22 protein-coding genes are annotated in these 26083 nt (G+C 43.6%); 4 read left to right on the top strand and 18 right to left on the bottom strand.

Going from position 1 to position 26083, the window contains the following annotated elements; all coding sequences use genetic code 11:
• Positions 1-103: 103 nt before the first annotated feature.
• Positions 104-874: a TerC family protein gene (locus F7Y48_RS18410; RefSeq protein WP_316685224.1), complete on the bottom strand. Its 771-nt coding sequence runs from the start codon at positions 872-874 to the stop codon at positions 104-106.
• Between the two features lie 415 nt (positions 875-1289).
• On the opposite strand from F7Y48_RS18410, the gene F7Y48_RS18405 reads away from it, so the two are divergent.
• A complete protein-coding gene (locus tag F7Y48_RS18405) occupies positions 1290-2228 on the top strand; it encodes a LysR family transcriptional regulator (protein ID WP_253652148.1) in 939 nt (312 codons plus the stop codon).
• A 24-nt stretch (positions 2229-2252) separates the two neighbouring features.
• Here the strand turns inward: F7Y48_RS18405 and F7Y48_RS18400 are convergent, their stop codons facing one another.
• The 4 genes from F7Y48_RS18400 to F7Y48_RS18385 all read right to left on the bottom strand — a co-directional run bounded on the left by F7Y48_RS18400 (position 2253) and on the right by F7Y48_RS18385 (position 6950).
• The gene (locus F7Y48_RS18400) at positions 2253-3134 is read right to left on the bottom strand and encodes a YjjW family glycine radical enzyme activase (protein WP_316685223.1); all 882 of its coding nucleotides are present in this window, start codon (positions 3132-3134) and stop codon (positions 2253-2255) included.
• Between the two features lie 23 nt (positions 3135-3157).
• The gene (locus tag F7Y48_RS18395; RefSeq protein WP_316685222.1) at positions 3158-4702 is read right to left on the bottom strand and encodes a YjjI family glycine radical enzyme; all 1545 of its coding nucleotides are present in this window, start codon (positions 4700-4702) and stop codon (positions 3158-3160) included.
• Between the two features lie 214 nt (positions 4703-4916).
• The gene (locus F7Y48_RS18390; protein WP_053807364.1) at positions 4917-5540 is read right to left on the bottom strand and encodes a LysE family translocator; all 624 of its coding nucleotides are present in this window, start codon (positions 5538-5540) and stop codon (positions 4917-4919) included.
• 192 nt (positions 5541-5732) lie between these two features.
• Positions 5733-6950 carry an HD-GYP domain-containing protein gene (locus F7Y48_RS18385; RefSeq protein ID WP_301657852.1) on the bottom strand — a complete coding sequence of 406 codons (1218 nt, stop codon included), beginning with the start codon at positions 6948-6950 and terminating at the stop codon, positions 5733-5735.
• Positions 6951-7436: 486 nt separating this feature from the next.
• On the opposite strand from F7Y48_RS18385, the gene F7Y48_RS18380 reads away from it, so the two are divergent.
• Positions 7437-9140: a putative bifunctional diguanylate cyclase/phosphodiesterase gene (locus tag F7Y48_RS18380; RefSeq protein WP_006741581.1), complete on the top strand. Its 1704-nt coding sequence runs from the start codon at positions 7437-7439 to the stop codon at positions 9138-9140.
• A gap of 125 nt (positions 9141-9265) precedes the next feature.
• Here F7Y48_RS18380 and F7Y48_RS18375 read toward each other — a convergent pair whose 3' ends face one another.
• The 5 genes from F7Y48_RS18375 to F7Y48_RS18355 form a co-directional block, all read right to left on the bottom strand.
• Positions 9266-9739 (bottom strand): response regulator, encoded by a 474-nt coding sequence (locus F7Y48_RS18375; RefSeq protein ID WP_047008729.1) that lies wholly within the window; start codon positions 9737-9739, stop codon positions 9266-9268.
• Entirely contained in the window at positions 9726-11063 is a 1338-nt protein-coding gene (locus F7Y48_RS18370; RefSeq protein ID WP_316685220.1) for a sensor histidine kinase, read from the bottom strand. Before F7Y48_RS18370 ends, F7Y48_RS18375 begins: the two co-directional genes overlap by 14 nt.
• Positions 11064-11066: 3 nt before the next feature.
• Positions 11067-12485: an SLC13 family permease gene (locus F7Y48_RS18365; RefSeq protein WP_005394158.1), complete on the bottom strand. Its 1419-nt coding sequence runs from the start codon at positions 12483-12485 to the stop codon at positions 11067-11069.
• Positions 12486-12725: 240 nt separating this feature from the next.
• A complete protein-coding gene (locus F7Y48_RS18360; RefSeq protein WP_316685252.1) occupies positions 12726-13202 on the bottom strand; it encodes a GNAT family N-acetyltransferase in 477 nt (158 codons plus the stop codon).
• 35 nt (positions 13203-13237) lie between these two features.
• Entirely contained in the window at positions 13238-13600 is a 363-nt protein-coding gene (locus F7Y48_RS18355; RefSeq protein ID WP_031780380.1) for a hypothetical protein, read from the bottom strand.
• A 479-nt stretch (positions 13601-14079) separates the two neighbouring features.
• On the opposite strand from F7Y48_RS18355, the gene F7Y48_RS18350 reads away from it, so the two are divergent.
• Entirely contained in the window at positions 14080-14637 is a 558-nt protein-coding gene (locus F7Y48_RS18350; protein WP_012841873.1) for a DUF3750 domain-containing protein, read from the top strand.
• 51 nt (positions 14638-14688) lie between these two features.
• Here F7Y48_RS18350 and F7Y48_RS18345 read toward each other — a convergent pair whose 3' ends face one another.
• The 7 genes from F7Y48_RS18345 to F7Y48_RS18315 all read right to left on the bottom strand — a co-directional run bounded on the left by F7Y48_RS18345 (position 14689) and on the right by F7Y48_RS18315 (position 22548).
• On the bottom strand, positions 14689-16266 hold the full coding sequence (locus F7Y48_RS18345) for a sensor domain-containing diguanylate cyclase (protein ID WP_316685219.1): 1578 nt from the start codon (positions 16264-16266) through the stop codon (positions 14689-14691).
• A 189-nt stretch (positions 16267-16455) separates the two neighbouring features.
• Entirely contained in the window at positions 16456-16932 is a 477-nt protein-coding gene (locus F7Y48_RS18340; RefSeq protein WP_316685218.1) for a heme-degrading domain-containing protein, read from the bottom strand.
• Positions 16929-17969, bottom strand: coding sequence for an oxidoreductase (locus tag F7Y48_RS18335; protein WP_225461637.1), 1041 nt, complete (start codon positions 17967-17969; stop codon positions 16929-16931). Before F7Y48_RS18335 ends, F7Y48_RS18340 begins: the two co-directional genes overlap by 4 nt.
• An 11-nt stretch (positions 17970-17980) precedes the next feature.
• Entirely contained in the window at positions 17981-18754 is a 774-nt protein-coding gene (locus F7Y48_RS18330; protein ID WP_170902067.1) for a DeoR/GlpR family DNA-binding transcription regulator, read from the bottom strand.
• 187 nt (positions 18755-18941) lie between these two features.
• Positions 18942-19943 (bottom strand): HAD family hydrolase, encoded by a 1002-nt coding sequence (locus tag F7Y48_RS18325; RefSeq protein ID WP_316685217.1) that lies wholly within the window; start codon positions 19941-19943, stop codon positions 18942-18944.
• A gap of 159 nt (positions 19944-20102) precedes the next feature.
• On the bottom strand, positions 20103-21185 hold the full coding sequence (locus F7Y48_RS18320) for a hypothetical protein (RefSeq protein ID WP_316685216.1): 1083 nt from the start codon (positions 21183-21185) through the stop codon (positions 20103-20105).
• Between the two features lie 40 nt (positions 21186-21225).
• Positions 21226-22548 carry an anaerobic sulfatase maturase gene (locus tag F7Y48_RS18315; RefSeq protein ID WP_316685215.1) on the bottom strand — a complete coding sequence of 441 codons (1323 nt, stop codon included), beginning with the start codon at positions 22546-22548 and terminating at the stop codon, positions 21226-21228.
• A gap of 177 nt (positions 22549-22725) precedes the next feature.
• Here F7Y48_RS18315 and F7Y48_RS18310 point away from each other — a divergent pair, with 177 nt between their 5' ends.
• Entirely contained in the window at positions 22726-23514 is a 789-nt protein-coding gene (locus F7Y48_RS18310) for a formylglycine-generating enzyme family protein (RefSeq protein ID WP_258507260.1), read from the top strand.
• A 58-nt stretch (positions 23515-23572) separates the two neighbouring features.
• Here the strand turns inward: F7Y48_RS18310 and F7Y48_RS18305 are convergent, their stop codons facing one another.
• Positions 23573-25894 carry a multiheme c-type cytochrome gene (locus F7Y48_RS18305; RefSeq protein WP_258507259.1) on the bottom strand — a complete coding sequence of 774 codons (2322 nt, stop codon included), beginning with the start codon at positions 25892-25894 and terminating at the stop codon, positions 23573-23575.
• Positions 25895-26083: the final 189 nt, after the last annotated feature.

Genomic DNA, 26083 nt, shown 5'->3' with positions numbered 1-26083 from the left:
ACAAATGCGATTTTTTATCGAGACGACAATGAAGCAAAACGAGAATTAAAATAGACGATACAAGATACAAAAATGCCGCTCATGTGAGCGGCAATGTCGTTTGTTATTGACGAGCTTCTAATCTCGTTGCTCGAATTCGCAACGGACGAAGACTCTTAATGCTAGGACGCTGTTTGTTTTTTAGCTGGATATGACAAAGTTCCAGAATCAAACCAAATGCCATCGCAAAGTACACATAACCTTTATTGATATGAATTGCGAAGCCTTCTGCCATCAATAAGCCACCCAATAAAACCAGGAACAGCAATGCCAACGTTTTAAAGCCGGGATAGCGCGTCACCAGATTATTGATTTTTTCAGCAGTCATTACCATCACGATTGCAGACGAGACAATCGCCGCGACCATAAGCGGGACATCACTTGTCAAACCGACGGCGGTTATCACCGAGTCCATTGAGAATACCGCATCCACAGCAACAATCTGCAGCAGCACTACCGCTAATCCAGTACGAGCATGAGTCGAGTGGCCAGATTCATTGTGATTTAGCCAGCTCCACAACTCTTTCAGGCTTTTTGCCAATAAGAATGCACCACCCGCGATCATGATCACGTCTCTTCCGGTAAACGCCTGGTTTACGATAGAAAACAGTGGTTGAGTCAACTGCATAATCCAAGAGATGGAAAAAACCAATGCAATACGAGCAATAACGGCAAGGCCGATGCCAAGGTTTCTTGCCAGTTTACGTTGGTGCTGTGGCAATCTTTCACATAGGACGGAGATAAAAACGACGTTATCAACGCCTAAGACAACTTCAAGCGCAAACAAAGTGGCGAAAATCGCCCAAGCCTCTGGTTGCATGAAAAGTTCTAACATGAGTACGCCTCCAGTGATGGGAAGACATACGGTGAAGGGTTCTGTCGACTAAAGGGGTCGTCCATTAATTATTTATACCTCTGTTACTTAAGAATCTTGAGTAAATCACCAAACAATTAACAACACAATGGCTATTTTTAATAGGTAATGACGCCTTTTCATTCGTACACAAACTATTCTGCCATCGCACTAGAAAGATAAATTAAATAGAAATTCTAAAATTGAGGAAAGGAAAACGCCAAAGATCTAACAAATCCAAGAGAATTCTTTAATCTTACAAAGCGCAAGTTATTTTTAAGCAACACGTTAAATACATTGAGCTCAAAGCGAAAGATGCTCATTTACGAGATAAACAATAGTAAAAATTTGTTTCATCCTGATATACTGCCAAAAATCATAAGAAACCATGCTATTTATGGACTACATTGCTCTTTCACGCATTAGCCTAAAACATCTCACTGTATTGCATATGTTGTTAACCACTCACAGTGTTACGCTTGCCGCAGAGCGCCTGTGTGTGACACCTTCGAGCGTCAGTAAAACACTTGGGCAATTACGTGAAACGCTGAAAGATGACCTTTTCTATCGCGATGGTACTCGCTTGGTACCAACGGCATTTGCGCTGCACATTGGCCCCTCGATCCATGGCATACTCTCTAGCATGAATGGATTATTACATCAGGGCTCATTTAATCCAGCTTACTATCAGGGCAGTTTCTCATTAGCTATGCGTGAAAGTTCGTTTGAGCTTTTTGCGCCAGTCCTACAACATTTATCTCAGCAACTCGGTAATCACGCACATTTGAATGTGCATGCAAAAGAGGAAATGAGTTTCGATGCGTTGGTAAGAGGCCAAGTGGACTTTTTGCTGCTTCCACACGATCTTAGTCAGCCGCCCACGCAAAACAAAGACTTGGTATGGCAAACCATTCTGAAAGACGAAATGGTTTGTTTAATGGGACCATCAAATCCACTCTCTAAACAGCCTTTGTCTATTGAAAGCTACCTCTGTGCAAGACACATTGGGATTCATGATAAAGATCTCTCACAACCTTATTTCGAGCAAAACCTCACACAAAGGCACTCGAAGCGAAATATGGCTATGCGTGTAGCGGATTTTGGTTCAGCTGCGGTGATGTGTCAGCACTCAGATTACTTGTTCACCTGTTCCAAGCTTTGGGCAAGGGCGGCCATGCAAGCAAAAGGCTTGGTTGAACAATCCCTTCCATTCGATTATGGACAGGTAGCCTACAGCCTCGTTTGGAACAAAGCGAGCTTGAACGATCCGGCTTTAAAATGGCTACAAAAACAATTGCTCGATGCCTGTGCCATGCTCGACGCGTGCGATGCGTGAGTAAGATAACGAATCAAAACTGCATTACGTGAGTACAGTCGGCACTGCGATGGGGTTACTCACGTAACGTAAAAGTTCTGATTTTAAGCGTTCGAGATCATGGCGCGAGCAGACATCCCAAGTTAGCGCCTCCCCCATGACTCCGTGATGTTGAAATGCATTCAAACGGATAAGCACCGATTCAGGCAAAGTACTCAAATAGCGCCCAATCGCTACGATTTCTATATCCAAATCACTTTTCCCTGGAATATGCAGTAACCGAACTTCATACAATTTTTCATGCTTTGCAAGATACTGAAGCGTTTTGAATACACGATGATTATCACGCCCAGTTAGCCACTGGTGCGTCTCTGTCTGCCACGATTTCAAATCGATCATCGCACCGTCCAGAAAAGGAAGCACACGCTGCCAACCTGTCACTGATAAAGAGCCATTGCTGTCGATGAAACAAGAAAGGTGCTGTAGCTCAGGATCTTGCTTCATCCCTTTAAACAGCTCAATAATGAAAGGAAGTTGTAAGGTAGATTCCCCACCGGATACTGTAACACCACTGATGAAAAAGCGATGCTTGCGTATCAAATCGAGCATTGTTACCACAGAGTAGTCAGTAATTTTTGGATTAGATTGGTTCTGACATATCTCTATACAATGATCGCAGTGGGTGCACTCCTCTTTAAGCCAAACAACGTTGTTGTTTTCGTCGAACTTCAGTGCGTCTGCCGGACATTCACTCACACAATCACCACAGTGATTACAATGGTTTATTGTATGAGGGTTATGACAGTTCAAACACTGATAGTTACAACCCTGTAGAAAGATGACTAGACGATTTCCTGGCCCATCAACACAAGAGAAAGGAAGGATACGAGTGACTTTTGCCAAAAGGCTTCCACTTCGTCTAGACATCTTGTTCTTTCCTAAACCGACCTTTACGCCTGCGTGTAGGTCGGTGTCATTTCATGACTCACCACACGTGGTGAGCGATCTAAAATCCCAGTATTTTTTGCCGCCTCTGCTCCCAGAAACGTCGTATTGGTTCTCGAACCTTCTGCATCATATTTTGCGATATCAGAAAGTTTAACCATGTATCCCGTAACGCGAATCAAATCATTTGAGGCCACATTCGCGGTAAACTCACGATAACCAGCATTTAACGCCCCTTTGCACAAATTGAACATCGCTTCTGGGTTTGATTTCACCGTTTCATCAATCGTCAAAATATCGCTGATACCTGCACGATAATACTGGTGATGCTCAGCTGTTGCTTGTACATAAGTGACAGGGTCTGGCTCCGTGCCATAAGGAAGACGCACACCTGGCGTAACGCCAAGATCTAAGCTAATACCACCTTGAGCATGTAAGAGCGCTTTGCCATCCAAACCATATTTCACTGGGGTTGACTCCACTAGTTTCTCCAGTGTGGCTGAAACATCATGAGCAAAGGCATTCGCACGTTCATCTTTTCCGTACTGCCCCGTTTGGCCTTCTTTTTCGAACAGAAGATTCACCGCTTCTGCCATACCATAAATGCCATACATTGGTGCGAAACGGGACTCTTCAATCAACCCTTCTTGCGTCAAAAATCCTTGAAAGAAATTGGACTTTTCATGCAAGTGCGTACTTCTAGCGTCTATCAACTCAACCATTAATTGATGGTATAGAGGTAAAACACTGTTTAAGAAGTCGTTACAATCCGATGCTCGTTCTGCGACTTCTTTTAGGTTCATTCGCACCAGCGTGTTTGAACCACCAGCCAGTGGCAGTGAATTGTAGCAACTTACAATACCAAAACGTGAACCGCTGTAGGCTTTCGAGTGCACAGGGTAATTGGCAATATGAGGCTTACTACACTCGCAAATATTCTGCGTCGCTTGACGAAGTAAATCATCAGGCGTGACCGACTCGTCGTACATGAACGTAAGATTTGGCGCAATCTGCTTGAGCTCGGCGTCCACTTTTAAAATAGTGCGACAAATAATGTTGTCTGTCGGTCCGACATTCACGTGCATAAACGCATCTGGCAATGTGCGATCCAACATGATCCAAAAATGTTTTAACTTTTTGTAAATTTGATTCTCTGTTAGGTCGCCTATGTAAGGCAGCAAGACATCATCCAACTGACCTAAATACACCGGAATATTCGTTACCGATGGAACATGATGGTAAATGATGGTGAGCATATTCAGCGCATCATCGAAATCGTCAGCTGGAAGCAACTCTAGATACTCAGAGCCTTGCGATAGGAACTTAGCGTAATCAGGCAGCACATAGCGTGGTTTGAAAGGTGCATGGCCTTCAAACATATCACAGATGATTCCTTCATCCATTGCTTGTCTTAGCGATGGGGAAATCGACATGTAAGGAATACATGCTTCCGCCTCCAAGGCCAAAAAGTTCGACTTTTGTTTTGGAGAAAGACGAACATCAGTCGCAATGTCTAGAAAACGTTGTTGTAGTTCAGAAAGGCTTTTCATCTGAGATGTCCCTGAAAAAGTAACCACAAACCCACAAGATAAAACATGGATTCTACCCCTAAAGAGTAACGTGATTTTACTCCGGCTTACCTGTTGCCACTAATGAAAATAAACAAAACGTCTATTTCCATAATGGAAATAAGCTAACGCTAAATTAGGTTATTGCAACTTACGCTATTGAAATAACCCAACCATGCACCAAACACGTGCTTTCTCATCGATTTGCCGTCGACAACATGACGCCCGCGCTAATAAATACTCCGCCAGTCAGGCGATTGAACAACTTGGCTCTTCCAGCGACAAACAGCCAGTCTGAAGCTTTTACACCTAATAATGCATAAAATGTTAGCCAACTTAGCTCAAACACCACAAATGTAGATGCAAAAATCGCGTATTGAGCCAACAAAGGCGCAGAGGGATCAATGAACTGAGGAAACAAAGCGGTAAAAAAGACAATCGCTTTCGGGTTACTAGCGCCAACAATAAAACCACTGGTGAACGCGCTGAGCGCATTCGAGGAGCTTTGGACGGCTGCCGTTTTGTCAAAATCCGTTTGAGAAGAGCGCAGCGCTTGAATGCCTAACCAGATTAAATAAGCGGCACCACACCATTTGATGATATTGAAGACCAGCTCAGATGAGGCAATCACAACCCCTAACCCGGTAAAAGAAAGCGTTAGTATAATAGTGATCGCTGATAAACTGCCTAGCGCAGTCATGAGGGCAATACGAAACCCACTGCTCACACCTTTACTTAAACACAGCAACGAGCTTGGCCCAGGCGATGCAGTAAGCACCAAAACGGCCAGAGTGTAAAAAATCCATGTATCAATTTGCATTGGCATCCCTTCCCGCAAAAAGTAGAGGGCTATACCTCAATCTTTATTGAGATATTCCTAGCTCAGTTTCCATCCATGAAACTCGATTCTTTAATAACCACCTAGTCGCTACATAATTTAGAAACCATTAATAGATAGTTATGCAATCAAAATACGCTCTGCATGCAAGGTTGTAAAGCATGTTTATTTTTCTTAATCATAAAAAGGCTTGGGATCGATTTCTAACGATGACGGAGCGACTGCTCTTTCTATTTTGTGTAGGCTATTTTTCAAATCGACCATCGCCACATCGATATAACGCTGATATTTGCGTGAGTAAAAACACTTCACTTCTGGCTTTAAAGCTTGAGAGTCATTTGAGGACCAAACAATACCAACACGCCCATCACTCAACTCAACAATAGAGCCCACTGGGTACATCCCAACGCAATTAATGAACTTGTAGACTAGGTCTGCATCTAAATGAAATGGCGTTAAACTCAACAAGATTTTAAACGCTTCTGCTGAGCTCATGCCTTTTTTGTAGCAACGATCGGCCGTCAATGCATCGTAAATATCAACAATACAACTCATGCGGCCGTGAATCGGAATCTCATCGCCCTTCAAGCCTCTAGGGTAGCCATTGCCATCTAACTTCTCATGATGCATCAAACAGACATCGCGACTCACATCACTAAGGCCCTTTACATGGAGAATAATCTCACCAGCGAACACTTGATGTAGCTTCATGTGTTCAAACTCTTCAGGTGTTAGCTTTGCTGGTTTATGCAAAATCTTGTCATCAACTTTAATTTTACCTACATCATGAATGATGCCACCAATAGCGAGCTGCTTTAATGTCTGCTTATCTAACCCCAAGTACTTACCAAATGATACTAAAAGGCAAGCCACATTGACGGAGTGTTCCAACAAGTAGGAGTCTTTTTTTCGGAGTGCAGAAACACATTGCAACGCATCTGAGTCGATAAAAACGCTTTCAATGACATCATCTGCCCAAGCTTCTACCTCATCAACTTCAATGATTTTGCCTTCAAAAGTTTGATTCAATAGTTTCTGCGCCAGATCTTTTGCTTCCGCAATTAGCTTTTTGGCTCGTTTATGTTGAACATCTCTCGAGCGATAAGCGCGTTGAACCTTCGAAAACTCAGAGGACTTGGGCTCTCGCTCCTCTTCTACGGCAACAATGGATTCATCCACAGGCTTAAAGACACACTTCTGAGAAGATAATGTTTGATCTACCCAAACATACTTCACGCCGCTCGCGGTAAGCTTCTTAATGCCCTCTGGGCTAGATATCCGCCCTGCATTGGCTAAATTTACGCGCTTGTTGTGCTCTATCGCGGTAACAAACATACCAACGCCGACATCAGCGAGCGCAATTTTGATTGAATTTTTTGGATCGTACTGCATAAAAAGAAAGCTTACTCGATATTAACGGCAGTATTATAAGAGATTTGATTAATTGGCGTGATAATAAATTAGAATTGATTACTATTAATGAGCATCCTGTCAATTAATAACCCATCGCGATCACTAAGCCCTTTTTGTTATTATGGTCTTTAGCCTAGCAAATATACAGATATGACACTCAAGAACAGAACCTCTAACCGACACGTCTTAAAATAACTTGAGGATAATTATTCATAAATATTTATAGATTGCGGACAGCATCAATAACTGTATTTTATAAATGATTTTTACTGTTGACTATTTTTTATAAATGTCGATGATTAGCCGCCTAATCTTAGTATGTTATTAACCTAGTAGCGCATAAAATGATAGCCAAACAATTTGAACTGATACTTTTGTGATTGTAATGTACGCCAACAGATCAACTCTATGTTATCAACTCCCCACACTCATATCTGATGCTAACACGCTCGAGGAGGAAATATCTTGACCACCATATTTGACCAACAAGCCTCAGATAGTGACCGAGAGTTCCTGAAAATCGTTGAAGAACGATTCATTCATATCTTCGACGTATTTAACGAAGGCCTCTTCTACATGGATGAGTTTGGTACCATGGTATTTTACAACAAAGGCTTCTATGAACAGCTCGGTATTAACGCTGGCCGAATCAGTTTAGAGCAGTGGTTAGAGCTTGTTCATCCTCTTGATCGAGAAAGGCTGTCCACAAGGGTCGATGCGCACATCACGACCAACAATACGAGGGTTACGACCACTTACCGAGTGCGTAAACCCAATGGACAATACGTCTGGATAGAAGGCGTAGCCATGACCAAAGAAACAGAACATGGCCATTACATGGTTGGCAGCCATCGCGATATTTCTGAGCGTAAGCTGATGGAAAGTTACATCCATCAAGTTGCATTTCATGACAACGCGTCAGGCATGGCTAACCGCGCCCATCTCTTGCTGGATATCGAAGACAGTGTACGTACCACCGATTCTTGCGCGTCTATTTGTTATATTCAGATCGAAGACATCAAATCTTACTTGAATCAATATGGCAGCGAACTGGTCGATGGGTTAGTAGAGAAGTTGCTACAAACTCTCAGTCACTTGCCCTCTCCAAACAGCTCGGTGTATCGAGTGCATGATGATGACTTTGCGATTTTGATTCACGATGAGTGCTCAATAGAAGCGCTACAGAGTTACGCTGAAAGTTTAAAACAAACCTACCATGAAGCGGTGATTGAAGAAGGCCAATACCTAGGTAGCAACATTAGCATTGGTTTGTATCCTTGTATTGACCCTAGTCACTCCGCAGAGGAAATTTTACGTAAAGCGGCAAGAACTTGTCAGTACGCGAGCGAACAAAATAGAGACCGCGTCGCGGTCTACAGTGAGAAGACGCAGCATGCCGTTGATCGCTACTTCTTTATTGAGCAAGGTCTTAAAAGTGCGCTAGAAAAACAGACATTAAGTGTTAAGTTCCAGCCAATTATTGACGCCAAAAGCTCAAAAGTGGTGAGCTTCGAATCACTAGTGCGCTGGCGTAGCAAAGAGTTTGGCGAAATTTATCCCGACGAGTTTATCCCTGTAGCAGAGAACAAAGGATTGATCGTCGAACTGGGATATCAAGTATTTGCCAAAGCGTGTGAATTCATCAAAAACTACCGTGAACGTTACCAAAACCAAGTTCGTGTTAACGTGAACGTTTCTGTACTTCAGTTGATGAACAGCGAATTCCCTACGCGAATTAAAGCCATGGCGGATGAAGCAGGCGTTGACCCCGAGTCTATTGTTTTGGAACTGACAGAAACGTTTATTTTGGATAATAACCAGACGGCTATTGCCCCCCTAAGCACGCTCAGGGAATTAGGTTTTGCACTCTCGCTCGATGACTTTGGCTCTGGTTACAGTTCATTAAATAGCTTCTTCGACTTGCCAATGACACAAATCAAAATTGATAAGTCGATGGCATGGAAGACACTGACCAATCGCTCCTCTCAAGAGTATTTGAAGTTTCTTATCACTATGTGTCAGGAAAACAATATTGAAGTGGTGATAGAAGGCATCGAAGACGCAAAAATGTGTGACTTCTTTTCCGAGATGGGCGTCGATTATTTGCAAGGTTATTGGTTCTCTAAACCACTCTCTGTTGCCAGTGCCAGTCGCTATTCATTGAGCTAAACCGTTCTTCGGCGAAATAATAGAATTAACGCTATTCCGCACGGCCACGTTAAGCATGCTGAACTACTCACAGTAAATTTCAGACACTAACTGGCCGTGACGAAAACAACCTTAGAGAGCCTTGATTAACGTAGGCGCTCAAAAACAACACTCTGATCTAAGTGTTCGTGATATTGAGTGTAATCTAAGCCCATATCAAAGATATATTGAGTCACCAAGTTTCTAACGCACTCAATCAATTGGCTCGCTTGCCATGGCTTCTCAAAGTAGCGATCAATACCTGCGGAGTTAATCGCATTAATGGTATCCGTGTGCGTCGCCTGCCCCGTCAGAAGCACTTTACGTGTGCGAACAAAACGACTGTCTTGTGATACCTCTGTCAGTAGTTCCACTCCTGTTTTACCTGGCATGACATGATCGGAAATTATTAATGCGATCATCTCGCCTTCTGCATCAAGCTCATCCATCAGCTCTAGAACCTCACCTGCGGATTCGCAGTCTTCGATATTCAACCACTGATGTAACGGCTCTAAATCTTGTAGAACCGCGCTTAATACCTCTCGTTGGTCATCAACGCAAATTACATTAAGCTTCTCCATGTTCACCCTCTACTGGTAACTTGATTCTAAAAATTGTTTTTTCACTGTCGCTCTTTACCACAATAGAGCCGTTATATCCGGCGATAATGCGTTTCACAATCGACAGCCCTAATCCTAAACCAAACGACAACCCACCCTTTTTAGTGGTGAAGTTTGGCCGGAAAATTTTTCTGCGTGTCGCTTCATCGATTTCTGGTCCGTTGTTAGCAATCGTGACCAAAATTTTCCCCTTACTCTCTCGAGTATGTATTTCGATCCCCGGGTCTTCGGTTTGACCAAGTGCATCACACGCATTCTTTAAAATATTGACCCAAACTTGGACGAGTTCGGTTTGAGAGCCGACAAAGTCCGGCAACTCCGCTGGGCTAAAACGTACGCTCATGCGTCTTAAGTCACTTTGCAATAGGGCTAGCGCTCGATTGATTGAGTCATTAATATTAAACGCTTCATCCAAGTCGATATCCGTACGCCCCAATTGTTTCACTGAACGTACAATGCCAACAGTATGTTTAGAGGCAATACGCAAATCATGAAGGTCTCGCCCCATTTGCCAGAAACGTATCGCTTCTTCGGGTCTTTTTAACCAATGCTCCGACAGGAAATTATTTGGAACGGCACGTGCGAGATCACGCGCGAGATCCTTGGGTAAGCCGTAATATTTTTCGAAGTGACGCCCCCGCTTTCTCGCTTCGCTGGAAGAGACTTTCTGTCCTTGCATCAAACCAAAATCAAAAAACTGACTCGCTTCCGGATGAACTTCTTCAAGCAATTCCATGATGACCGACTCGAGTCGCTCAGATTTACTGCTTACCACACCAATAGCATTGTTCAACTCATGAGCAATACCCGCGGCAAGCTGCCCTAACGTTGTCATTTGCTCTGCGGTATGCAGCTTTTGTAACGCTTTTTCTTTAGCCAAGGCCTCTTGCATTGCACGCCGTTGACGCCGAGATAACTCGTTCACCATCACAGGCATAAATTGTGTCGTCAATGGTCCGTATGTCGCCTCTTCCACCGCGGGCGTATCACGCTGTATCCAAGCCAGTTCAACATCAGTTTGAGCAATAACTGTCGAAGAGGCCGTCCATGTACCAGAAAAGAAACTATGTACGCCAATAAACGCACCTTGAGACGCAGAAAATACCTGAATTGGCTTCTTATCATCTTCCGCATAATAGCCAGCCAACTCTCCTGACAGCACGTAGTACAACCGGTCGTTGTAGCCAGCTTGCTCGATCAGTACCGATCCGGATAAGACCGTTAATCGGCGTTCAAGATGGTTAAAATAGCGTTGTACTAACGCATCTAGTTTCGTTTCGTACATGGGTTACCCAATATGCCCAACGGTATGTAAAATCCAAACCATAACAAAACTAAGTAATACACCAATCACGCCCAGCACTGCACCGATACGAGCCATTTGGCTGCTTTCGACATGCCCAGTAGCATGAGCCAACGCGTTTGGTGGCGTACTGATTGGTAACGACATACCGAGTGAAGCGGCAAATGTCACGACTAAGATCAGCGTCACTTCTCCACCCAATGGCGTTAACGAAGTCATCGAGGTACCTAGCGCAGCCATAATCGGCATAAGTAAGTTTGCAGTAGCCGTATGCGACATAAAGTTTGCCATTAACAAGCACAAGAAAGCCGCACCAAACAAGACCACATATGGCGAGAACTGATCAAACGGAATACTGTGTACCACTAGCTTCGCAAGCCCTGTTTTATCCAGAGCAAGACCCAGAGCGATACCACCTGACACCAACCAAAGCACGTCCCAAGAAATTTTCTTCAAATCTTCCTTGTTGATAATGCCCGTCAATGAGAATACCGCGACCGGAATTAATGCCACTGTGTAAGAGTTCATCCCATGTGCTGACCCCATCAACCAAAGAATAATCGTACCTGCGAAGGTGACATAGACAATCATCGCTTTTGGTGTTTTCAAAAACTTGCTCTTAATGTTCAGATCGATGGTGGTTTGCTCGGCTTTATACAAAAAGCCAATCAGAAACCACGCTAGTGCCATCATTACAATGACGAATGGCACGCCAAATACCATCCATTCACCAAAGGTAATTAAGTTGTCACCAACCAAATATTTCAGCGCGATAGCATTCGGGGGCGTGCCGATTGGTGTACCAATACCACCAATGTTGGCGGCAACAGGAATACACAAGGCAAACGCAATTCGACCGGGATCTTTAGGCCCAAATACCGCAATCACAGGGGTTAGAATCGACAACATCATCGCTGTTGTTGCGGTGTTTGACATAAACATGGAAAAGACAGCGGTGATCAACATCAAACCCAACATAACGAACTTTGGGTTTTGCCCAAATGGTTTTAGCAACACGCGCGCTAAGTTGACATCCAGCCTGTACTTTGTCGCCGCCATAGCTAAGAAGAACCCACCGAGGAACAGCATAATAATCGGGCTAGCGAAAGTCGCCATTATCTCGTTATATTGCAACAGCTCACCAAAATGTGGCTGCCCTTCTTGCAAGCGAAAAAGCACGATGCTTTTATTCGAAACAAGCAATAATTCGAGCACAATGATAACGACCGAAGTGGCGTAGATTGGAATGGGTTCAAACACCCAACAGAGTGCAGCAAGCAAGAAGATTGCGATCACTCTCTGCTGGACGATAGTAATGCCATCAAATGGGAATGCAGAGAGGGGCATTAACCAAATAAGCAATGGTATCAATGTTGGAATAATGTATTTGAGATAAGGGCGCATAGTACTACTTCTCTTCCTGAGATGGTTAGCCAGACACGTTTGGCGTTTGGAACGCCATTACCCACCGCAATACCGAAGCTTTTAGGCTCTGACTAAGCCTTCAGAGACGAAAAATGCAGTAATGGCTTGCTCCAGAGAAGATTATGCACACTGTTTTCAAACAAAACTTTGGTGCGAGATCAATGAACTTGTTTTCACATTGGAAAACATTTTATATCTGTGTTCAAGCTCACTAAATGCTCACGATTTCAATGAAATATACTTTTCCATCATAAAGTTAGTTAAGGTTTCTCCCCTAACTTCAGCACGTTGCTGAACCTTAACTGTGAACCCCATTTTCTCGTAACAAGGCCGGGCAGTGATACTCACTTCAGAGTACAGTCGCTCTATCCCCTTTACTTTCGCCTGTGAAAATAGAAAAGACATCAAATCACGACCAATACCTTGGCCTTGATATTCATGGTGACAAAAGAAATGGTCAATCAAGCCGTCACTTTGCAAATCACAATAGCCAACGATCTGCCCTTCTATTTCCGCGATATAGGGTTGAATAGCATCCATTGTGCGTTGCCATGAATTGAGATCAAAATCTGATGGGGCCCAAGCTGAAACTTGTGATTCAGTATAATCGCGACGATTAATGACTCGTACAGTGTGGTAAAAAAGCGTCCACAATATTGGAGCATCCTCTGTGCGATAGCGGCGTATTGAGAGCATCGGTTTAATCATTCCTATTCGATAAATACCAAGTATTAACGCAAAGTAATACTGGTGAATTCATCATTTTCAATACCAACCACTAAAGGCTTTTCAAGCTGATCGCTGCTCATCAATACGGTGGTATTTAGCTCTCGACTTGATCTGCGTATTTTGCTTTTTCTGATGATATGTATATTCACAATGTAATCGGAATATTCCTTCGTGACTCCTCCAGAAAACTCCACATGTTCACTTTCATTATCTTGGACCACATGAAATTTTCGATTTGCTTGAATATCAGCGCTGAGTGAAGAGTCACCATAGTTAAGTACAACGGACGTTGGTTCACTATCTTGATTGGCAAAACAGCCAAATGCGAAGGTGCATAATGCAAGTATACTTTTTGATTTAAACATTGGTTATTCAATTTCTAGTTATTTTTCTGCCATTTGCATTACCAAACAGCACTCTCAATAATCGCCCATTGTGCCACAGGTGTACGCAAGTCTCTAAATACAGTAAAAGGATGTACGATGAAATTCCGCTAAAAATGGGGGAATCACAATGCAGTTGAGGATAAACCAGCCTATTTAATCGCCCCCAATAACACCCAAGCAATTGTTTTTATTTAATTTTAAATTACTAAATAGTGTAAGCAATATACGTACAAGCTCTTACTTTTTCATACGCAACTAAGCAAGTTAATAGAGAGAGACAATATTGTCTATGCCACATGTTACAAATCTGCTTACCTCATTATTACGTATGATCCGATATTGTGGCGCTAGCCTTCCCTTCTTTTTAACGAAGGGAAGATTTAACAATAAGGCTTGCACCTATTTTATAGCTAAAATCAATAAAGCATTTCCAACATCGGTTGGTCTAGGAGCGATCAATGAAAAACTCTCTCAGTTTTACTCATCTATTAAAAGTTGGCTTGATATCAATCGCAGCTTTGATGGGTGGATGCACTCAAGGAGATTGGCGTACCGCAAGCAGAGAACCTGCCGGTATCGCGCCTGACCCTTCCAATGTGAAACATGCCGTAATTGAGTTTTATGCCGCAGATGCATTTGGTTGGCGAGGCTGGTTTGCGGTGCACACTTGGTTTGCGATAAAGCCTGAAAATGCGAACGAATATACCGTGTATGAAGTGGTCGGGTGGCGCGTGAATCGTGGACAACCCGCTCTGTATCAATACCAAACGGGCACACCAGATCGCTACTGGTACGGTGCGAAGCCAGAAAAAATACTCTCAATACAAGGTGAAAAAGCCGATAAACTTATCCCAAAAATACAAAGCGTTATCAACCAATACCCTTGGGCTGAAGAATACACGTTGTTTCCAGGACCAAATAGCAATACATTCCCGGCTTGGGTGGGCAAGCAAATTCCGGAGTTAGAACTCGACTTGCCATTTAGAGCAATTGGTAGCGGCTACGCCAACGAGTAAAACAAAAGCTTGGTAACTGGCGCGTTTTACGTTCAGCGCATAGCACTATACCTATTGTGCGTCTTCACCTAACTCGGTTCTGTTTCTTCCGTTGCGCTTTGCTTTATACAGAGCGTTGTCAGCGTCTTTCATTACCGCTTCAATTGGCATATCGTTGCCTTTCCAGTGAGAAACTCCAAGTGATACCGTTACCTTACCAACGACCAGGAAATCGTGTTTTTCTACGTTATGCCTAATCCGCTCTGCGACATCAACCGCGTGATGAACATCCGTCGCTTCAAGGAACATCATGAACTCTTCCCCACCGGAACGGCAAAGATGATCATTCGCTCGGGCTTGCTCTTTCATCAACTGAGCGAATTCTTTGAGTAGATTGTCACCCACATCATGACCATAGTTATCATTGACGCTCTTAAAGTGATCAATATCCAAAGCTAAAATAGAAAAAGCGGTGCTTTCCTGCTTAAACAAGCCTAGAACTTTGTCTAAGCCGCGTCGATTTAACAACCCAGTCATCGCGTCTGTTAGCGTATCCAATTGCAGCTTATCAATGGTTTTTGAAACGATACCAAACGCTTTGAGAAAACTGAGCTTCAAATGTGAAGCCTCAAAATACCAAGACTTAACCAGCTTCAAATCATCGATGGATGAGGAGTGCTCTTCTACTCCTCGAACAGCGCCAGCCAATTGCCATAATGGTCTTGAAATAAGTAGAGAGAAGAACCAGATCAACAGCAGAGTTAATAAACCAATTGGAATCGATTTGAAAAATACACTCCACATCTGCTCATCTAGCACCATTAACGTCATTGATTTCGGGCGCTGAGCGACAATTCCCCACCCTGATGATTCAACTGGTGCATACCCTGCTAGCATTTCAACACCACGAGAGTTCACAATTTCTTTGTTACCACGCTGACCCATTGTCACGGCGTTAATTGCAATATTATCGTTGATCACTTCACCAACCCGCGATTTATCTGGGTGGTAGATCAGCGTATTGCTTTCGTCCACAACGTAAAGGAAAGAGCCATCTTTGTAAGCATGCTGGCTAAGTAATTCCGCAAGAATATTATCCTTCTCTAAATAGATAGTACCGCCGATATAGCCTAAATATTCATTGGACTGAGAAAATATAGGGTATGAGATCGTTAACAGATAATTTCCTGCGGGTGAGATGAATGGCTCAGTGACAACGGGCGCTTGAGCATTTAAAGATTGACGTTTTCTTTCACCAACGAGCTTTACACCTTTAACCTGAAGTGTCTCTGGTGATACAGAAATAATGACGCCTTTCGCATTAACGACAACCACAGAGTTGAATGATTTGGTTTGCTTTCTCAGCCTCTCCGCCTCTTCGTCAAGAAACTGAGCATCGTGCATCTTATCTTTTAGCAAGTTCGCACTGTATTTTAACTGCGACATTGAGCTTTCTATGAAAGAGTCCGTCATTTCTGACATTTTTTGCGCATAAACGCGGTTGGACTCTAACGTGTTATTGATGATGAGATCTCGTTGCACTCGATAGATCGAATAAAACGCATTGATCAAAGTGACAAGCACGCTGAAAACACACAGGATTACAATAAGGTTTCTAAGATTAAGTTTTTCTTTTCTTCTAAAGGACATTTGCCAACTGCCAGCTTCGATGGCTTTTTGTATGAATGAGCGTATAGGTTATATGAAATTGATTTAATTTTCAGGTAGGAAGTTGGGAGCAGTGTTAAATATTTTCTCACATAATAGAACGCAAAATGAGCTAATAAGAGAATTCAGTGACACGAAATAAATGCCGTGCCACTGTAATATCGCACAACTTTAAGCAAGCTCTGTGCTCGTCATTACCATTGTCTTTAATACATCGACAACAAGCTGATGATCATCTAACTGCGGTAAACCCGATACCGTGACAACACCAATTAAACCAGAACCCAAGATTCGAATTGGGAACGCGCCGCCATGAGCACAATACTCACGCGCATCGAGATGTGGCTGATTTTCAAAATCACGCTGCTTTTGCTTATTGTACAGCGAGAGGTAGTAAGAGCTGTGACCATATCTCAATACTGAATTTCGCTTTCTACGAACCCAATCCAAATGGTCAGCGCACGTTCCTATCATCGCGTATTGAAATAGCGTTTGTCCAAAACCGTAGACCTCAATAGCCACAGCCGCGTCACAGGCTTCCGCCGCTTCTTTTAAAGCTAAACCAATAGACCACGCTACTTGGTGGTTAAACTCTTTCAATTGAAGCTCATGCTCTTGTTGAGCGACGAGCTCAAGCGTTAAGCTCATGATTTCACCTGAATCGTTTTACCCGTTTTACTGCTTTCCAATGCCATCTCAATCAGAGCGATATTCTGTACTGCTTGAACGGCAGGAACCGGGTTATCAGTACCCAAACGAATGGCATCTGCTACACCAACAAAATAAGCTTGATACGCACCTCTCTCCGTTTTGATGGTTTGCGCACCGTCTTCGTCGTAGCGGACACCGTATAACGCCTCGTCCTCTTCTGACCAAGCATCGTTCTCCGGTAATCGGCCTTCTTTTAAGTAACCTTCTTGAGGATCTAATCCGTATTTTTCATATTTAGCCTCAGTACCCAATACTTTATAACGCAGGTTTGGTTCTGGGCTGTATAAGTTTGAATGTAAATGCACAATATGGTCTGTGTAATGAAGCACTAAGTTGTAGTAATCAATCGTCATCGCGCCCGGACGCATCATTCGACACTGTGCGTCTATCGCATCTGGCAAACCAAATAATACCAAGGCCTGATCGAGAAGATGGGGAGCAAGATCGAATAAAATACCACCGCCATCTTGAGCCTGCTCTCGCCAGCGTTGACGAACTTCAGGACGGTAGCGATCAAAGTGCGACTCAAACAGCCTCACATCACCTAACTTACCTTGTTCGATAAGCGATTTAACGGTGAGAAAATCGCCATCCCAACGCCTATTATGAAAAACGCTCAGAACCAATCCTTTTTCTTCTGCTAAGGCGATCAACTCATTCCCATCTTCTATGCGCGTTACAAACGGTTTTTCAACAATGACATGTTTCCCATTGTTCAACGCGCGCTTTGCGAGCTCGTAGTGCACGTCATTTGGCGCAGTGATGATCACAAGCTCAGCGTCACTGTCATCGAGTAAAGTATTGGCATCAGCAAACCACTGAGCATCTGGCCAATCATTTTGGACCGCTTCCTGTTGACGAGAACTTATTGCGCTCAACGTCAAGTTTGGCAGTGCTTTAATGAAGGGTAAGTGGAAAGTTTTTGCTGAATATCCGTAACCAATCACGGCGGTCTTTACGGGATCGTAAGCCATACTAAGATTCCTTATTTCGGTGAAACAACAATACATTCAATATCATTGTGGTCGAGAAGTTGTTGAAAATCTGATTGAGGAGCATGATCGGTAATAACGATGTCGATCTTTGACAAATCACATACATGGTGAAAATTGTCGCTTCCAATTTTGCGGGATTCACAAACGACAATGACTTGTTGAGCTTGCTCTATCATGGTTTGTTTCATGGTTGCTTCTAGCTCATTATTTGTCGTCAACCCTCGGGATGACAACGCGCACACACCAATAAACGCCTTATTCACATGATATTGCTTCATTTGCTGTTCTGCTTGTGCACCCAAGATCGCTCTGGCGTAGGGGTCAAAGTGTCCACCTAAGAAATGGACGTCCATTGATTCACTTTTTTCAGCAGCGAGCAGTACGTCAATACTGTTGGTGACCACGTTGAGCTTATCTTCTTCACAGCGTGCTTTTTCTACGTAAAGTGGGAGCAGAGATAAGATAGTACTGGTATCAATAACAAGGTGGTCACGCTCATCCACAAGCTTAGCGGCCGCTTGAGCGAGGCGATGTTTAGTGTCACTAATTGGTCGATTAGAGTACGCCTCTGTAGAGGAAGATATCGGGGCAAGCATGACGCCACCTCGGATTCTTTGTAATCCCGGTAGTTGGCTCAACTTGACTAAGTCTCGACGCGCTGAATCTCGCGAGATGCCAAAATACTCGCAAACTTCCGATAACGTTATTTTGTTTTGTAGCTCTAGCTTGGCTCTGAGTTCTATCAATCGCTCTTCTTGCGTCATTACTTAAATTCACTTAAGTGGTTTTAAGCAATAATGCCACACAGCAATCAAATAACCAATACGGACGCACGCAATATTTGCTTATGCTGATACCAAACAGAATTGTTAAGTTGAGGAGATGAAGAGCGTTTTTCTCATCACCCCCTATCACAAAATGTTTGGTGTAGTGTTTACGTTGGCTGGGTCGCTACTTTTTCATCGCTTCTTTAAAAACTTGATTCCAATCTTGTTTCATATCGACAAACAACCAACCTTGCTCTTCACCCACTTTAAATGATTTGTCTAATTTCCCCACGTGAGAGTCTTTATCATACGCCCATTCACGCTTGTCATCCGTGTGATGGATAACCGCTGAAAATCGTGGGCCAGACCCCGCTTTAGTCCACTCTAACATTTGTAAGTCACCGTCAGAATTACCAAATGCCATCACCGGGCGCTTACCAATGAAGTTCTGAATCGTGACAGGCTTCACCGCTTTATCATTCACAAAATCAATTTCTGGCAAGCGTTGAATAGTCGGCTGTCCATCAACGACCTGATACTCTGCTTTTAATGTCGTCCCAACGATATTTTGCGTTGGGATCCCGTACACTTCTGGTGCCCAAACACGCATGAAATCAATACCACCTCCAGAAATTATATAGGTCTGGTAGTCATTTGCTCTCAAGTAGTCGAGTAACTCAAGCATCGGTTGATAAACCATTTCAGTGTATGGCTTTCCCGTCGTAGGATGCACGGCCGTTTTCATCCACTCCTTCACTTCTTGATGGAACTGATCAGTCGACATTCCGGAGTGAGTCGCCATAACAAGCTGCATCACACCTTCAAGGCCTTGCTTGCCAACCCCCTCCAAGTCACCTTTTATTGCCGAAGCAAAAGGTTCTGTTGTTTTCCAATCAGGATGCTCAGAGGCCATCCCTTTCACTTTATCGATCGCAAAAAACAGCTGTAGATAAACGGGTTTTTCTGCCCACAGCGTCCCGTCATTATCAAACGTAGCGATCCTTTGGCTTTCAGGAATATAAGCGTCCGAGCCTTGAGTCGTCGTTTTAGTAACAAACGCCATAATAGCTTGCTTCGCACCGGTGTTGTTCCATGATGGCAGAGGATCTTGCACATCAGCAGCAATGCTATAGCTAGACAGAGCAAAACTTGTCGCAAGGACAATCACCTTTAACTTTATAGCCATTTTAATTCCTTATATTGAGGTACGGGATGCAAATCCAAATGAAAGTATAGTTCACGATTAACAAGCGCAATTCAGAGCAACATATGTAACGATACCAGAAAGTGACCTTGTAACTAGAAACACGCTTTAATTAAAGAAGCTTACTGATAAAGTGTTGAGTTAGCTGGCGTCAAACTGCTCTGAAGTACTTTGACGTCCCTTTTTCTGATTAAGCTCATCAATCACGTAATCCGGAGCCACTTTCTTAAGTTCCGCTAAACACTGTTCAGACTTGGGGTTATCGTACCGAATGTAGATATCACACACTGCGTAAAGCTGCTCCGGCGCGCCAGAGATCAAATAAGCTTTTTCAAAAGCGTGCACAGATTTTTTAAGATCTAACTCTTCTTGCAGAACACCATTTAAGTACCAAAAATAACTGTTGTTCTTCGCCATATTAGCGGCCTTTTCAATTTCGCTAGCGGCATCATGCTTCTCACCAAGTCTTACTAGCGCCAATGACTTCGAGTAATGCAAAGCAGCGTTATCAGGAAAAAGTGTGATTGCTTCATCAAGTACTTGGATAGCTTGTCGATCTTTTTGTTGCGCTCGAAAATTGTCCGCATAGCTTAACCAGACTTGCGGGTTACTTGGCATCAGCTTGGTTAGCTCTGGATAAATCAATGCCGCTTTGTCCCACTCTCGATGCCAACGATATACATCGGCAAGGAGTAATCTAGAAACGTTGTCAGTTTTCTGCGACAAGTAGGATGTTAAATCAGTCACCGCGCCTTCTAGTGACTGTTGCTGCTCCGAACTTAAACTGGCGTAATCTCGAACCAAGTTTATCGCTGCGGTAATTCGAACCATTGCATCGTCATCACTTAGCAACGGGGAAACCAGACGCCAGCGGTGCTCTATCATATAGGGTTGAGCTCCTACAATTGCCGCTTCACGAATTCCAGCATCTGCATCTTTCAAACCACGAGCGACGGCAACCAAAGCGTTTTGGCTGGGATAGTTGGCCAGTTCACGTAAAGCATCAATACGCTTTTCTGAAAACAACTTTTTGTTTTGTGCATCATAAGACAACTTTTCGACTTGCTGTGCTGGCGTCATAGGTTCTTCTTGAGATGCTATCTCAACGGGTGAAACTTTATCTGAATTGAGCAGAGGTTTATCTTGAGCCCAAACGCCTTGGCTTAACGCTACACTCATCGTGAAAGTTAAAAGTGACTTCGTAAAACGCGTTATCTTTTGCATTGATGAGACCTTACTTTTATAAAACTGGACTAGTTGAATCTTAGAACTTAGTGTCAAAAACAGGTCGATTAGACGCTTTCAGATGCAAAGCCATATCACTGTATTTGCCGTGTACCACAGGGTTGCCCATCGCTCGTAAAATGTACGCCATTGATTTATCGGCATGCGCAAAAAACTTCTTCCAACCTGCACATAGATAGTTAAGGCCGGGCTCACCTTCTCTGGTGCGAATAAAGCGGTTTTTAGGGCATTCTCCAAAGCATGCAAACTGATAATCGCAATTAACACACTGCTGAGGCAGTGTACGACTTTTAGCAAACCCGAATTTCTGCTGGTCAGGGCTATAAGCGAGAGTATCGAGTTTTTCGCGGTGAATATTTCCGATCTTGTATTCCGGGTAAACATAGTGGTCACACGCAAAGACATCACCGTTTGGTTCCATTGCTAAACCTTTGCCACAGATTTCACCTAGCGTGCATAGTGGGTTTTTGCTTCCCATCCATGTTTCCAAACTTGCTTCAAAATACTGTACAAAAACGTTACCAATATCATGCACGACCCACTCATTGAATATCGCGATAAGGAAGTTACCCCATGCTTCATCCGCCACACAAAATGGCTCGACAACTGAATCCTTGTGGCCGGGAATCAGACGTTTATCACCTTGCATTAGTTGCTCATTGGGCTTCCAAGTTTGTGGCGCTGTTGTTCTGAAAGTTTTCTGCTCAACAATCGGAATAAACTGCATTTGAGGGGAACGTACTTCATCTCGTAAGAAGCGATACACTTCCAATGGGTTTCGGCTGGTCAAGTTGTTCACGCACGTAAGCGTTGCAAACTTCACTTCATGCTTATGTAATAGATCAACGGCGTTCATCACTTGTTTAAATGTGCCTCTTCCCGCTCGATTTGTTCGGTAAGCGTTGTGCATCATCTCAGGGCCATCGATGCTTAAACCGACAAGAAAGTGGTTCGCTTTTAGAAACTCGCACCACTCATCATTAAGAAGCGTGCCATTAGTCTGAAGATCATTAGAGATCGTAATACCATGAGGGCGGTATTGATCTTGTAGTTCAACAATTCTTTTGAAGTAATCCAACCCCAGCATGGTCGGCTCTCCACCTTGCCAAGAGAAGATAATTTCAGGTGTGTTCTGCCCTTCTATGTATTCGCGGATATAGCTCTCTAAGGTTTCGTCATCCATTATTGGCGAGCACCCTTGCTTATATTCCAACAAATCTTGTTTGCTTAAGTAATAACAATAAGTGCAATCGATGTTGCAGGCAGCACCAATGGGCTTTGCCATCACATGTAAACGCTTAGATGCTTTTCCGTTGAACTGCGACCCTTGAGTTATGTGCATTCATCACCTTCTTAGTTGCTAACCTGTCCCCAATGATGTCAAACCTAATCATCGAGTTAATCGCCTAGGGTTATGATAATGTTCAATTATTCTCGGCGCTTGTTATAGTGTGTATAACCGTTTGTTATGGTTTTGCTTGCTAGACTTTCTGACCAAAGTCGTTGACGGAGTCGCCGAATGAAGCATCCCAAAAGTAAGATTATTTCCTTTGTCTCAACCATGTCGGTCACGCTGATAATTAATGGGTGTGCAACAACCCCACCACACTCTCTCGCTCAGAAAATCGATCAAGATATGGTTCTTGTCGAAGGTGGGCAGTTTACGATGGGCGCAGATAATCCATCAGCCAAAAAGTCAGAGCGCCCAGCTCGCACTGTTAAGGTTGATGGATTCTATTTGTCAAAATTCGAGGTAACTCAATCGGTCTTTGAAGCTGTCACTGGCTCCTCTCTGAGCTACTTTCGAGATCCAAATACACCCGTCAATAATATTAGTTGGCAACAAGCCAATTATTTCATTAAGAAATTAAATGAAAAAACGGGAGAGCATTACCGTCTACCAACAGAAGCTGAATGGGAGTTTGCCGCTAAAGGCGGAATTTTAAGCAAAGGCTTCACTTTTTCTGGATCAAACAATATTGACGATGTGGCTTGGTATGCGAATAACTCGCACAATAAGGCTCATAAGGTAGGTCAAAAGCAACCAAACGAGCTCGGGTTGTACGACATGACAGGTAACGTAGGCGAGTTTGTGATTGATGCTTTTGACGAAGGTTATTACAAAACAGCGCCCAGTGATAATCCGGTAAACGCAAAAGAGGAAAAAGAAAGCCTTGCACACAAGTCTGTACGTGGCGGCAGCTTTGCTTATGACGCAGACGAATCTGAAAACTATCGCCGCGATTTTGCCAGCCAATCCGTCACTATGTCTGACATGGGCCTTAGACTAGCGAAAGACGTAGACTAAACTAAGTAGAGAAAGTGGCGCGATAAAGGCTCCACTTTTTACTATTGGTGTTTAATCTCTACAGATTCGCAATAGATGCTTTCAGCTGATCAATAGCCTGCTTAGGTGCATAATTACTCAGCTCTTCTAGACACCTATCGAAAGCAAAAGCGACAGCACCTTTTTTATGATTTCTCGCTAGAACTTCGCATTGAGCATATAAATGTTGAGGGTTCCCACCGACTTTAAACGCAGTCTGCAATGCCTTACTGGCTTCCAGAACGTCACTTTTTTCCAAAGCCAGACCATAAACATACCAGTAGTGAGCGTTAGTCTTTCCTAGTTCTGCGGCATGTTTAAGTAGAGCTTTGGCCTCATCTTCCTTGCCTTGGCGTAACAAAGAAAGACCGGCACTGTAAGGTAATGAGCTGGATTTAGGCTGAGCTTTCATCCCTTGTTGTAACACCGAGAGCGCAGCTTTTTCTTTCCCAAGGCGTCTATACAGGTCCGATAAATTCACGTAACTATTTTCGAAATAAGGCTCGATACTTATCGCTTCTTGGTATAACGCAATTGCCTTATCGATTTCGCCTAAGCTGCGGTATACATTTGCCAAATTGGTTCTGCCGAAACCACGATCGGCGTTAAACTTTTGAATGTCCATGTACTCTTCAAGCGGTGGTTGAATCCTATCTTTTTGTAACGGCGTCATTTGCGCATAGCTGGTCACTAATACCGAAGCCGCCTCCGCCCTCACTGAAAGTACGGGATCATCCAGCAGTGGTTCTAAAATTCGCCATCGATCATGAAACTCATAACCAGACGAGCCCGCGACTGCGCCGAGTCTAATCATTTCATTCTCATTTTTAACGGCCCTTGCGAGCGAAACAGTCGTATTTTGGTCAGTATTACCGCCCATTCGCTCTAATGCAGAAGCTCGTATGATGTCTTTTAATGATGAATCCTGAGCAGAGTAAGCCAGAGCATTCGCCGCCCCTTTGTGCCCAATTGCATCGGCATAAAACGCGACAGCAAAGTGTTGTTGATTGCGGTATTGAGAGTGAGGAAACCATTCGGCTATCTGCGCATCCGCCCACTGATTATTCTTATCCTCATGACAAGACGTACATACATTAGGCGTGTCGATGTGTTTACTCAAGTCAGGTCTAGGTACGTGCCAACTGTGGTCTCTACGAGGATCGACTTGCATATATGTGGTCTCTGGCATGTGACAAGTCGTACATTGTGACGCTTTGGATCCCGCTTCATGGAAGGTGTGGTTTTCTGGGGTATATTCTGACGCAATATGACATTGTGAACATACCGCCTCTTCTGGGATGTTTAGCTTTGCCGAATGAGGATCGTGGCAATTGGTGCATGTTACGCCTTTTTCAGCCATTTCAGACTGAAGAAATGAACCGTAAACATAGTCTTCATCGTAAATTTGGCCATCGTGGTAGTAGAGTTCTGGAGTGATCAGGCTTAACCGATATTTATCTAAAAATGAGCCTTGAATGTGCTCACCAGTCTCATTTAACTGCGTTCGACGGCTGTGACATTGTGCGCACGTCTGAACTTGATTTGTTTCTGCGATTGCTTTTGGTTGTAACGTTCTGTGGCCCTTCTCAAATACCCACTCGGTTACCGCTTTAGATAAATTTCGGTCAAAACCATAGTGACTATCTGTATCGAAAGAGCCTCCTGTAGATGCGGATTTTTTCGCCAACTCGATGTGTCCACTTGCAGGGCCATGACACGCTTCACAACCAACATTGATCTCGGACCAAGACGTATTGTAGGTATTTTTGATTGCGTCATAGTTCTTCTTTACATTGGTCGAATGACAGTCTGCACACATGAAATTCCAATTTTGCCCAGTGTTAGTCCAGTAAAACTCATCTGTCGTTGTTGTCTCTGGATAGAGGTGAAACCAGCGCTGACCACTTTCCGATTTCGTCCTTGAATCCCACGCAAAAGGAATGAGCTGTACACGACCGTCTTCAAACTCCACCATATATTGCTGTAACGGTTCCCAGCCAAATGTGTAGCTAATTTTATAATCATGCCATTGACCATCAGGGCCTTGAATATTGACCCAATACTCCTCGCCTTGTCTAAAAAAACGGTTGGGTTGCCCATCATGCGTCACTGTGCGGTTATCAAAATCACCTTGAACAGATTCTGAGTTTGCATGTTTCATTGCCATATCGTGATGAGAGCCCTTCCAAGCCTCCACCTCTTGTTGGTGACATTCCGCGCACGTTTGCGTGCCGACATATTCCAACCCAAGATTCGTGGTATTTTGGGGGCTCTCTATCACTGATGCCTGGGAAAAAAACGAACCACTCACCATGACGATACCCAAAAATAGACACCGAAACCGACCTGCCCACTGACTCATAACTATCCTTAGTATTTAGATGGTGCAACTTGAATCAATATAGTCGCTAACCCCTTGGTTATACAAATAATTAGAAGTGAAAGGCCTTCAAAATGAGTGCTCCATTCTTCGTCCCCCGATTAGGGAGTATCTCGGTGTTTTTGCTGAAACTTTATTCGTCTCACCAGCAACCTGCTCTGGTGTTCATTA

This window comes from Vibrio sp. 2-1-2a (assembly GCF_032648565.1).
In the GTDB taxonomy this organism is placed as follows: Bacteria; Pseudomonadota; Gammaproteobacteria; order Enterobacterales; family Vibrionaceae; genus Vibrio; species Vibrio diabolicus.
The sequence above is the reverse complement of the archived record's forward strand: the minus strand, read 5'-3'. Positions and strand labels throughout refer to the sequence as shown.